The 11,605-nt window shown below is 57.8% G+C and carries 10 protein-coding genes; 4 read left to right on the forward strand and 6 right to left on the reverse strand.

Annotated elements, in window-relative coordinates; all coding sequences use genetic code 11:
* The first annotated feature begins 258 nt into the window (after positions 1 to 258).
* Positions 259 to 2,151: a penicillin-binding protein 2 gene (gene mrdA, locus PMI23_RS24925; RefSeq protein WP_007910405.1), complete on the forward strand. Its 1,893-nt coding sequence runs from the start codon at positions 259 to 261 to the stop codon at positions 2,149 to 2,151.
* A gap of 65 nt (positions 2,152 to 2,216) precedes the next feature.
* On the opposite strand, the gene PMI23_RS24930 is transcribed toward mrdA, so the two are convergent.
* From PMI23_RS24930 to PMI23_RS24950, 5 genes are all read right to left on the reverse strand, one after another.
* Entirely contained in the window at positions 2,217 to 2,888 is a 672-nt protein-coding gene (locus PMI23_RS24930; protein WP_007910408.1) for a hypothetical protein, read from the reverse strand.
* Between the two features lie 85 nt (positions 2,889 to 2,973).
* Positions 2,974 to 3,180 carry a helix-turn-helix domain-containing protein gene (locus PMI23_RS24935; protein WP_007910409.1) on the reverse strand — a complete coding sequence of 69 codons (207 nt, stop codon included), beginning with the start codon at positions 3,178 to 3,180 and terminating at the stop codon, positions 2,974 to 2,976.
* Positions 3,181 to 3,189: 9 nt separating this feature from the next.
* Positions 3,190 to 3,795 carry a hypothetical protein gene (locus tag PMI23_RS24940; protein WP_007910411.1) on the reverse strand — a complete coding sequence of 202 codons (606 nt, stop codon included), beginning with the start codon at positions 3,793 to 3,795 and terminating at the stop codon, positions 3,190 to 3,192.
* A gap of 569 nt (positions 3,796 to 4,364) precedes the next feature.
* On the reverse strand, positions 4,365 to 4,769 hold the full coding sequence (locus PMI23_RS24945; protein WP_007910413.1) for a lysozyme inhibitor LprI family protein: 405 nt from the start codon (positions 4,767 to 4,769) through the stop codon (positions 4,365 to 4,367).
* 57 nt (positions 4,770 to 4,826) lie between these two features.
* Positions 4,827 to 5,747, reverse strand: coding sequence for an ADP-ribosylglycohydrolase family protein (locus PMI23_RS24950; RefSeq protein ID WP_007910415.1), 921 nt, complete (start codon positions 5,745 to 5,747; stop codon positions 4,827 to 4,829).
* Positions 5,748 to 5,943: 196 nt separating this feature from the next.
* Here PMI23_RS24950 and PMI23_RS24955 point away from each other — a divergent pair, with 196 nt between their 5' ends.
* Positions 5,944 to 6,432, forward strand: coding sequence for an SRPBCC family protein (locus PMI23_RS24955; RefSeq protein WP_007910417.1), 489 nt, complete (start codon positions 5,944 to 5,946; stop codon positions 6,430 to 6,432).
* Complete coding sequence (locus tag PMI23_RS24960; protein WP_007910419.1) at positions 6,419 to 7,234, forward strand: aminoglycoside phosphotransferase family protein; 816 nt, start codon at positions 6,419 to 6,421, stop codon at positions 7,232 to 7,234. Before PMI23_RS24955 ends, PMI23_RS24960 begins: the two co-directional genes overlap by 14 nt.
* A 289-nt stretch (positions 7,235 to 7,523) precedes the next feature.
* On the opposite strand, the gene acnA is transcribed toward PMI23_RS24960, so the two are convergent.
* Positions 7,524 to 10,265, reverse strand: coding sequence for an aconitate hydratase AcnA (gene acnA / locus PMI23_RS24965; RefSeq protein ID WP_007910420.1), 2,742 nt, complete (start codon positions 10,263 to 10,265; stop codon positions 7,524 to 7,526).
* Between the two features lie 222 nt (positions 10,266 to 10,487).
* Here acnA and rlmM point away from each other — a divergent pair, with 222 nt between their 5' ends.
* A complete protein-coding gene (gene rlmM, locus PMI23_RS24970) occupies positions 10,488 to 11,561 on the forward strand; it encodes a 23S rRNA (cytidine(2498)-2'-O)-methyltransferase RlmM (RefSeq protein WP_007910422.1) in 1,074 nt (357 codons plus the stop codon).
* Positions 11,562 to 11,605 lie beyond the last annotated feature (44 nt).

An 11,605-nucleotide genomic window follows, 5' to 3' on the forward strand; every position in this document is an offset into this window, starting at 1 on the left:
GGGGTTTCCCCATGTGAGAGTAGGTCATCGTCAAGATTAAATTCCGAAACCCCAATTGCAAAAGCAGTTGGGGTTTTGTTTTGCCCGCAGGAAAGTTTTCGCGGGACAACGCTGTCCCAGCCGTCGCAAGAAACGGCCATTGGGGAAATTCCTTCTGAAATGACCGGGCAGTTTTTGGTATGGTGCAGCTCGTTTTTTAACGGACTGATGTCATGCCCACGGATCGGCACTCATTTATGTCAAAGAGTTGCTGTAGAAATGCCTGAACCCATCCCGATCAAGGACCACGAAAAAGAGACGCGCCTGGTCAACAAACGGCTGATCGCCTGCGCCTTGTTCGTCTTCGCCATCAGTTGCGCCCTTGTCGTGCGCCTGTACATCCTTCAGGTGGTGGAATTCGACTATCACTCGACCATCTCCGAAAACAACCGCGTCCACGTCTTGCCGATCCCGCCGACACGCGGTTTGATCTACGACCGCAATGGCGTGTTGCTCGCCGATAACCGCCCCAGTTTCAACCTGACCATCACCCGCGAACGCGCTAACGACGTCAATCAAGAACTGGATGAGGTCATCAATCTCCTGCACCTGCCTGCAGAAGATCGCACAGTCTTCGATAAAGCCATGAAGCAGTCCCGCCACCCGTTTACGCCGGTGACGCTGTTCTATGAGCTGACGGAAGAGCAAATTGCCGTACTAGCCGTCAATGAGTTCCGCCTCCCCGGTCTGGATGTCGAGCCACAGTTCGTCCGCCATTACCCACTTGGCGCGCACTTTGCCCACTCGATCGGTTACGTCGGCCGGATCAACGAAAAAGAATCCAAGACCCTCGACTCGGTCGAATATCGCGGTACCCAATCCATTGGCAAAACCGGCATCGAACGTTTCTATGAAGCGCAGCTACACGGCCACGTTGGTTACGAAGAGGTGGAAACCAACGCCCAAGGACGCGTACTCCGAGTGCTCAAACACACCGACCCGGTCCCCGGTCAGAACATCGTACTGAGCCTCGACATCAAGCTGCAGGAAGCTGCCGAAGCCGCGCTTGGCGATCGTCGTGGTTCAGTGGTAGCGCTCGATCCGTCGACTGGTGAAGTGTTGGCCATGGTCAGCAATCCCAGCTTCGATCCAAATCTCTTCGTCACCGGTATCAGCTCCAAGGAATATTCGGCACTGCGAGATTCGATCGACCGGCCTTTGTTCAACCGCGTACTGCGCGGTCTCTATGCACCGGGCTCGACCATCAAGCCAGAAGTGGCCATCGCCGGCCTCGATGCCGGTGTTGTGACGCCGCAAACCCGCGTCTTCGACCCCGGTTATTACCAGCTCCCGGACTTCGATCACAAGTATCGCAACTGGAATCACAGCGGCGACGGTTGGGTAGACATGGACGCGGCAATCATGCGTTCCAACGACACCTACTTCTACGACCTGGCGCACAAACTCGGTATCGATCGTCTGCACGATTACATGGCGATGTTCGGCCTCGGCGAGAAGGTCTCGCTGGACATGTTTGAAGAGTCGCCCGGCCTGATGCCATCGCAAGCGTGGAAACGCGCGACTCGCCGGCAAGCCTGGTTCCCCGGTGAAACGGTCATCCTCGGCATCGGTCAGGGCTACATGCAGGTCACGCCGCTGCAACTGGCTCAAGCCACGGCATTGATCGCTAACAAAGGTGTATGGAACCGGCCGCACCTGGCTAAAACCGTCGATGGCGTCGCCCCGGTCGATGAGCATCCGATGCCGAACATCCTGCTCAAGGATCCGCGAGACTGGGAGCAGGTCAATCACGGCATGCAGATGGTGATGCACGATGCCCGGGGTATCGCGCGTGCGGCCGCCGCCGGTGCGCAATATCGCATCGCCGGCAAGAGTGGTACCGCGCAAGTGGTGGCGATCAAGCAGGGCGAGCGATACAACCGCGAGAAAACCCTGGAACGCCATCGCGACAACGCCTTGTTCGTTGGCTTCGCCCCGGCGGAGCATCCGAAGATCGCGATTTCGGTGATGATCGAAAACGGCGAGGCTGGCGGTCGTGTCGCAGGCCCTGTGGTGCGGCAGATCATGGACGCCTGGCTGCTTGATCAGGACGGCCATCTCAAGCCGCAGTACGCCGCGCCGACCAAAGCGCCGGGTGATCCGCACGTTTAACCTTCAACAGTTCACAGTACCGGCTCATGCAAGCTGAGCCGGTACTGTGAACTGTCCTGCAAAGCCTATTTGCAGCGGTAACCCTCGGGCATCGTGACGGTGTAATTGCGCTGCAGACGGTCCTCGAAGTTCAGGTTCTGCAAGCCTTGTTCCACTAGAAAGTCTTCAACCTTGGAGGATTGGCAGTCCTCGTTATAGGACGAAGCGCGGAGCAGGTAGACCGGGCGCTTACTGACTTCATCGCGGGCAGTGGCAACGAAGGTGCTGAGCGTGGTGTAACCGGTGCGCTCCGAGGTCCCTACCGGTCCATAGGTCGTGTTCGGTTTACTCGTGCAGGTCAGTCGATCGTTTTTTTTCTTGCTGTTCTTGCACACGGTAGAGGTGCTGGTCGGCACTTGCCCATAGTCGGTGGCGGTATAGCGGTAGGTCACCTGTCGGCTGCCGACATCGAGGCTGACGGTCATTTTTATCGGCGCATGGTTCTTCGGCAGACTGGCGTCGGTATAGACCTCCTGGAAACCCCTGTCTTTCAGCGCGTTAACCATGTCGCGAAGATAGTAGCGGGCATTAAGAGCGTTTTCGTCGCTGCCACTCGCAGACGTCACCAGCACAATCGCCTTTCGGTCAAAATGATAGTCCGGATCGGGTGTCGCATTTAGCGCTACGTCCATTTGCGTGGCGCAGCCGCTGATCAACGCTGTCAGTAAAAACAGCGCGCAGAGTAAAAACCGGGTCATGACAAAGCCGCCTTATAAACTAAGGATTGAATAAGAGTTAAATGGTGTGGACTGGCGACAATTAACTTGCGCGCCTGCGCAAGGCTCAGTCTTTCTGGTATTCCAGCAAATCGCCTGGCTGGCAATCGAGTGCTGCGCAGAGCTTGTCCAGGGTGGCCATCTTCACGCCCTTGACCTTGCCATTCTTCAGTAATGACAGATTGGCCTCGGTGATGCCCAGCAGGCTGGCCAACTCTTTCGAGCGAATTTTTTGCGTGGCCATGACAACGTCAAGGCGGACGATAATGGTCATTGTATTGTTCTATATGTATTGGCTTTGCTCATCGCTGAGTACTTTTGCATCGCGCATGATAATTGAAAACAAACAGAGCAATACGCCTTTGACAATCTCGTAGGCAGAAGTGGAAGACAGGCCGATCGAGAACTGAAAAATGCGATCTCCAGGTGGCAGATCAATCGACAGTGTCAAACCTTGCAAGGTCTCTACCAGCGGGTACGCGGCCGGAGAAATGATGCACAGAATCCCTACTCGCCACAGCAGCTTGATGTTGCGCTCGGTCCAGGTTTCGCCGCGGGACAAGCGCAGAAAAAACAACCCTGTCAGCCAGAGTACGTAGGTCGAAAGCAGAACGGGCAGGAAATCCAGAACGACGAGCAGCGCAGTGACCAGTGGCGAGAGCCATGTGTCAGGGGCAAGCAGCGCACCTTCGACAAACGGATCAAGCAATTGCGGCGAGTTTTCGGCGAAGGCGTAGAGCAGAGCCGCGAGCATTTCATCCGTTTTGAAGAACCAGATCGAAGCGTTGCCACCAACCTCGGTCACCCCCAAAACCCAGACAAGAATCGCTGCCAGTAGTCCGACCCAATGCATGCGTTGCAGTGCCAATCCGTTGTTACGAGTACTCATGAAAAATCCTTGCGGTGTCATTGGGAATGACTAATTCTCGATGTTAAATTATCGAATCGCAATAATAAATTGTTCCTATTTTGTGAAGATCACTCTTGGTGTCGAGGTGCCGGGGCTACAGCAGCATCTTCAGTGCATTCGCTTTGGGGGATTTCAATGTCGATAGGCTGTCGAATTCGAAGCAAGTCGAGAGCAGAGGAGGGGCGCGATCCACTCGGTGAGCGCTGGTATCGATGACGGGGCAGGGATTGATTAGAGCGGGGACACACGCCACAGGCATGCTTCAGTCGCCCGCTCGTATAGGGCTTACTTGATTTCGGTAATGAAGTTTTCCCGCGAGCGGCGAACCTTTTTCAAGTTGACCGACCAGTCCCCCTCAGTTGCTTGAGGAAAGTTTGCGCAGTGGTGCACCTGTCGTGTGCGCGAGTGTGCACAGGGCCGAGTCGTATCGGCCTGAGCAAAACATGATCACGCGCAACGCATTGCACGGGCGTTAACCCACATTTGAAATGCATTCCGATGTGGGATAGAGCCTGCTCGCGAAAGATCCCTCAACACCGCCGCAAAAATCAGGCCCCCGGCACCGGGCAGCTCATGTCACCTTCTTCACACTTCAAATACTGTTTCAGCGCCTCAACCCGCACCTTGGTCACGCTCGTCAGGCAGTTGCTGTAGATCAACGGATAAACGCTCCCGCCAGTAACTCCGGACGATGAAAACTTGCACTCTGCATCGCGAAACCCGATCCACGCCCGTTGTGCACTGACCAACAGCTTCTTGCCATCCGGGTTGTCCTTCAAACGCCCGGTGATTTGCTGATACACCGCGTTCAACGCCTTGTCCGCCGCTTTGAAGTCCTCCCCGGCGCATTGATTCATCGTCGCCTGATCGCTGGCATTCGCGCAGTCGACGGCGGCGTGGGCGAGGGGAGTCAACAGAAAGGGTGTCAGGGCCAGAAGCAGGCGTGGGGACATGGTCAAATCTCGCTGTATCGAAGGTAAGTGCCGAGCAGTGTAGCGGCTGTGTCGCGTCTATTCTTGCGGGCGCATTCGGGAAGCCGCGAGCAAACGGTCGGCGGTCGCCGCAATCTCTTCACCGTCGTGCAGCTTTTCCAGCCAGTGTTCAGGAATCCCCCGCACGCCGTAATAGGCGCCGGCCAACTGACCGGTAATCGCGGCGGTGGTGTCGGCGTCATCGCCCAGGTTGGCGGCTTGCAAAATGGCGGCTTCGAAGCTGTTCGTGTGATGAAAGCACCACAACGCCGCTTCCAGCGACTGTACGCTGTAGCCGCTGCCCTTGATGTCCGTCTCGGACAGGCTGAGATAATCGCCACGCGCGATGGAAGCGACCTTGGGCTGCGAGAAACTGGCGAGTGGCAGTTGACGCAGTTCTGCTTTGCTCGCGCCTTCAAGCGCACTGGCGATCACCGCGGCCAACAATTGGCAGCATTCGATGGCTTCAGGTGCTGCGTGGGTGGTTCGCGAGCTGTCGGCGGCAAAGCTCTGGATTTGCCGGGCGTCGGGAAAGTAGAACAGCACCACCGGTACCAGGCGCATCAGCGAACCGTTGCCGGCGCTGTACGGGTCGGTCGATCCGGCGAAGGGATCAGCGGTTTGTTGATATTGCGCCAGCGCCTGACTGACGGTCATGCCGATATCGAAACACTCACCGGTCGAACTCAGATAACCCCATTGCCACCAGTTGAGGTAGCGGCCCATTTGATCAGCAGCATTGAATCCATTTTTGTTCAACAGGCTTTCCGCCAGACACAGCGCCATCGAGGTGTCATCGGTCCATTGCCCGGGCTTGAGGTGGAATGGGCCACCACCGATCATATCGGTCAACGGTTGGAATGATCCCCGTGGTTTGAACTCAACCGTAGTACCGACAGCGTCGCCGCACGCAAGACCGAGCAGGGCTCCGCGGTAACGTTCCGCGAGGGATGGCGGCATGATTCGTCCTTGTAGATTCAAATTCGCTGGAAAAGGTAACAGTTTCGTTGGGCGCAGGGTGTCTGGAACCATCACGGCACCGGTAAAAAAGTGCAGCTTGATGTGTCCTTGCTGGTGAACGACTGCACCGCCCTGATACAACTTCACATTGGACATGTGGTCATACAGGCCTAGTGTTCAGAACAGGAGGTGACGTATGAAACCAGTACCCAATAGTTTCGAACGCAAAATCACGCTCAAGGCGCCGCGTTCGCATGTCTGGCGTGCATTGGTCGATGCCGAAGCGTTTGGCCAGTGGTTTGGGGTGGCGCTTGAGGGCAGACGGTTTATTGCCGGTGAATGGACGCAAGGGCAGGTCACGTATCCAGGTTATGAACATGTGTTGTGGAATGTACTGATCGAGCGGGTCGAGCCGCAGCAGTTGTTTTCGTTTCGCTGGCATCCGTATGCAGTCAATCCGAAAATCGACTATTCCCAGGAGCCGACCACGCTGGTCAGGTTCGAGCTGGCAGACTTCGAGGGCGGAACGCTGCTGAAGGTCTCTGAATCGGGCTTCGCGCACATTCCCGACATTCGCCAGAAAGAGGCGTATTACATGGACAGCCGTGGCTGGGAAGAACAGTTGAGCCGACTCGAACAGTTTCTTGTCGAGAGCGCCAAGGCCCGCGAGCGTGACGGTGGCTGATATTTTCGAACCTTGGCTCGAGCGCTGGGCACTGGTGCCGGACGGTGCGCCGATCATCACACCCGGCAGCCGTTTGTTGCCGGTACGCCTGAACGACACGCCGGCGATGCTCAAGATTGCGCTGGATGTCGACGAGAAGTACGGCAATCGGTTGATGACCTGGTGGGGCGGTGATGGTGCTGCGCAAGTGTTGGCGCATCACGAAGATGGCTTGCTGATGGAGCGCGCCATGGGCAGCCGCTCGCTGATGCACATGGCGATGAACGGCGAAGACGCCGAGGCGAGCCGGATTCTTTGTTCGGCGCTGGCGCGATTGCATGCCCCGCGCGAAACGCCGCCTCCGCCGTTGGTGGAGTTGCGGCCATGGTTTGCTTCGCTGCGCGTTGCTGCTGACCAACATGACGGTCTCTACAGCCTGAGCCTGCAAACCGCCGAAACCCTGCTCGCCGATCCACAGGATGTGGTGGTGCTGCACGGCGATATGCACCACGACAATGTGCTGGATTTCCAATCGCGCGGCTGGCTGGCCATCGATCCGAAACGGGTCAGTGGCGAGCGCGGTTTTGATTACGCCAACCTGATTTGCAACCCGGACTTGCCGACAGCCACCGATCCCCAGCGCTTTCGCCGGCAACTGGATGTGATTGTCGAGGCTGCCGGGCTTGATCGACGCAGGCTGCTGCAATGGGTATTGGCGTTTTCCGGTTTGTCTGCAGCCTGGTTTTTGGAGGATGACGCGCTGGAACAGGCCTCGGGGCAACTGAAAATCGCGCAGATCGCGGCGTCCATGCTCGATGCCTGACACGGCTAGGGGTTTTCGGAAGGGTTGCTATGGCGAATGTCTTACACGCACTGGTAGCTTTTACGACTATTGCCGATTGGATCCAGTGGGTAATCTACACACATCAACTGAGACACAGGGAGTGTTTCAGGATCACGGATGATCGACCATTTGCAAGGATCGCTGCCGACAGGGAGTCGATAATGGTCTTGGGAAAAACCCGCTTCGGCGGGTTTTTTTTCGTCCACAGAAAAGTGCATTGCTCTAACAGAAACACCGCCGAATGGCGGTGTTTCTGCATCCGCAGATCTTACGATGCGATCAATTGGCGCAGGACGTAATGCAGAATCCCGCCTGACTTGAAGTACTCCACCTCATTCAACGTATCGATCCGGCACAGCACCTCGATCTTTTCCTGACGCCCATCCTCACGGGTGATCACCAGCGGCAAATTCATCCGCGGTGTCAGCTCGACGCCGGTCAGCCCTTGGATCTCAAAGGTTTCCTTGCCGGTGAGGTTGAGGCTCTTGCGATTCTGATCGAGCTTGAACTGCAGCGGCAATACGCCCATGCCCACCAGATTGGAACGGTGAATCCGCTCGAAGCTTTCGGCGATCACCGCTTTCACCCCCAACAGATTGGTGCCCTTGGCCGCCCAGTCGCGGCTGGAACCGGTGCCGTATTCTTGCCCGGCAATCACCACCAGCGGCGTGCCCGAAGCCTGATACTTCATCGCCGCGTCGTAGATCGCCAGTTTCTCGCCGGTCGGAATGTAGATCGTGTTGCCACCTTCTTCACCACCGAGCATTTCATTGCGGATACGGATATTGGCGAAGGTACCGCGCATCATCACTTCATGATTGCCGCGACGTGAGCCGTAAGAGTTGAAGTCCCGAGGCTCGACACCCTTTTCGCGCAGATAACGTCCGGCCGGGCTGTCAGCCTTGATGTTGCCGGCAGGGGAGATGTGGTCGGTGGTTACCGAATCGCCGAGCAGGGCCAACACCCGCGCACCTTTGACATCCTTGATTTCCGGCAGCGGACCGGAAATGTCGTCGAAGAACGGCGGATGCTGGATGTAGGTGGAGTCGTCCTGCCACACGTAAGTCGCGGCCTGCGGCACTTCGATGGCCTGCCATTGTTCATCACCGGCGAACACCTCGGCGTATTCCTTGTGGAACATTGCCGTGCTGACCTGATTCACCGCATCGGCGATCTCTTTGCTGCTTGGCCAGATATCCCGCAGATACACCGGATTGCCTTGCTGATCTTCGCCCAGCGGTTCGCTGCTGATGTCGCTGCGCACGCTGCCGGCCAAAGCGTAGGCGACCACCAAGGGCGGCGAGGCCAGCCAGTTGGTTTTCACCAACGGATGCACGCGGCCTTCGAAGTTGCGGTTGCCGGAGAGCACCGATGCCACGGTCAGGTCGGCTTTCTGGATGGCTTTCTCGATCGGTTCCGGCAGCGGCCCGGAGTTGCCGATGCAGGTGGTGCAACCATAGCCGACCAAGGAAAACCCGAGCTGATCGAGGTATTGCGTCAACCCCGCAGCCTTGTAGTAGTCGGTGACCACTTTCGAGCCCGGCGCCAGCGAACTCTTCACCCACGGTTTGCGGGTCAGACCTTTCTCCACGGCTTTTTTCGCCAGCAGCCCGGCGGCCATCATCACGCTCGGGTTGGAGGTGTTGGTGCAGGAGGTGATCGCGGCAATGACCACGGCGCCGTTTTTCAGGCGATAGGTGTGGCCTTCGAACTCGTATTCGGTTTCGCCGACCAGATCGGCATTCCCTACCGCGACACCGCCACCGCCCTCACTTTCCAGGCGTCCTTCTTCTTTGCTGGTGGGTTTGAATTGCAGATCGATGAAGTCGCTGAAGGCTTGCGGCACATTCGGCAGTGAGACACGATCCTGCGGTCGTTTCGGCCCGGCCAGACTGGCTTCGACGCTGCCCATGTCCAGCGCCAGACTGTCGGTGAACACCGGTTCCTGACCGGGTAAGCGCCACAGGCCCTGAGCCTTGGAGTAGGCCTCCACCAGCTTCACCACCTCAGGCGGCCGACCGGACAGGCGCAAGTATTCCAGCGTCACGTCATCAACCGGGAAGAAGCCGCACGTCGCGCCATATTCCGGGGCCATGTTGGCGATGGTCGCACGGTCGGCCAGGGGCAGATCAGCCAGGCCGTCACCGTAGAATTCGACGAATTTGCCCACTACGCCTTTCTTGCGCAGCATCTGTGTGACGGTCAGCACCAGGTCAGTTGCAGTGATGCCTTCCTTGAGTTTGCCGGTCAGTTTGAAACCGATCACCTCCGGAATCAGCATCGACACCGGTTGCCCGAGCATCGCCGCTTCGGCTTCGATCCCGCCGACACCCCAGCCGAGTACGCCGAGACCGTTGATCATGGTGGTGTGCGAGTCGGTGCCGACCAGCGTGTCGGGGAAGGCGTAGGTGCGGCCGTCCTCATCCTTGGTCCACACGGTGCGGCCGAGGTATTCAAGGTTGACCTGGTGACATATGCCGGTGCCCGGCGGCACCACGCTGAAGTTGTCGAAGGCGCTTTGGCCCCAACGCAGGAAGGCATAACGTTCGCCGTTACGTTGCATCTCGATGTCGACGTTCTGCTCGAACGCGCTGGCGGTGGCGAACTTGTCGACCATTACCGAGTGGTCGATCACCAGATCCACTGGCGACAACGGATTGATTCGCTGCGGATCGCCGCCGGCCTTGGCCATCGCTGCGCGCATGGCGGCGAGGTCGACCACGGCGGGTACGCCGGTAAAGTCTTGCATCAAGACGCGGGCAGGGCGGTACTGGATCTCCCGGTCGGAGCGACGCTCCTTGAGCCACGCGGCAATGGCCTTGAGGTCGGCACCGGTGACGGTTTTTTCATCTTCCCAGCGCAGCAGGTTTTCCAGCAGGACTTTCAGCGACATCGGCAGCTTGTCGAGGTCGCCCAGGCTTTTGGCGGCATCCGGCAAACTGAAATAGTGGTAGGTCTTGTCGTCGATTTGCAGGGTTTTGAGCGTTTTCAGGCTATCGAGGGACGGCATTACAATCACTCCTTTGAATCCGCACGGCTACGGATTGAGGGGACGGGCAGAGCTATCAACGTAGCCCTGTTTTCATTAGCTGGCTAATAACTGGACTCTATGGGCAAGTCCAAGGTTCCGACATCGGCTATCATGCGCCGGTTTTCGTGACAGGCTTTGCTTCAGCGCAAGGCCTGAGCATCGCGCAGGGGCCGAATCACCGCCCTCTGCCCAGGAGTAAGAATGAACACCCTATTCATGCATTGCCGGCCAGGCTTCGAAGGCGAAGTCTGTTCGGAGATTTCCGACCTCGCCGCCCAACTCAATGTGGCCGGCTACGCCAAGGCCAAAGCGGCCACCGCGTGCGCCGAGTTTGTCTGCACCGAAGAAGACGGCGCCGAGCGCCTGATGCGCGGCCAGCGTTTTGCCGAGTTGATCTTCCCGCGCCAATGGGCGCGCGGCGTCTTCATCGATCTGCCGGAAAACGATCGCATCAGTGTGATCCTTGCGCACATGGCGGATTTTCCGGTGTGCGGCAGCCTGTGGCTGGAGGTCGTCGACACCAATGACGGCAAAGAGCTGTCGAACTTTTGCAAGAAATTCGAAGGTCCGCTGCGCAAGGCTCTGATCGGTGCCGGCAAACTGGTGGAAGACGCGAATAAACCGCGTCTGCTGCTGACCTTCAAGAGCGGTCGTGAAGTGTTTCTCGGCATGGCCGATGCCGGTAATTCGGCGATGTGGCCGATGGGCATTCCGCGCTTGAAGTTCCCGCGTGAGGCGCCCAGCCGTTCGACGTTGAAGCTGGAAGAGGCGTGGCACCATTTCATCCCGCGTGATCAGTGGGAAGATCGCCTGCACAGCGACATGACTGGTGTTGATCTCGGCGCTGCGCCGGGTGGCTGGACCTGGCAACTGGTCAATCGCGGCATGCTGGTGACCGCCATCGACAATGGCCCGATGGCCGAAAGCCTGATGGATACCGGTCTGGTGCAGCACTTGATGGCCGACGGTTTCACCTTCAAGCCCAAGCAACCGGTGGACTGGATGGTCTGCGACATCGTCGAGAAACCGGCGCGTAATGCCGCGATGCTTGAAGAGTGGATCGGCGAGGGGCATTGCCGCGAGGCGGTGGTTAATCTGAAGTTGCCGATGAAGCAGCGTTACGCCGAAGTGAAGCGCTTGCTCGAACGCATTGCCGATGGTTTCAAGGCGCGCGGGATCAAGGTCGATATCGGCTGCAAGCAGCTGTATCACGACCGCGAAGAAGTAACCTGCCACTTGCGTCGTCACGACACCAAGAAAGTCAAATCCCGCTGATACACCGCAAAACCCTGTAGGAGCTGCCGCAGGCTGCGATCTTT

The organism is Pseudomonas sp. GM24 (assembly GCF_000282235.1).
Classification (GTDB): Bacteria; Pseudomonadota; Gammaproteobacteria; order Pseudomonadales; family Pseudomonadaceae; genus Aquipseudomonas.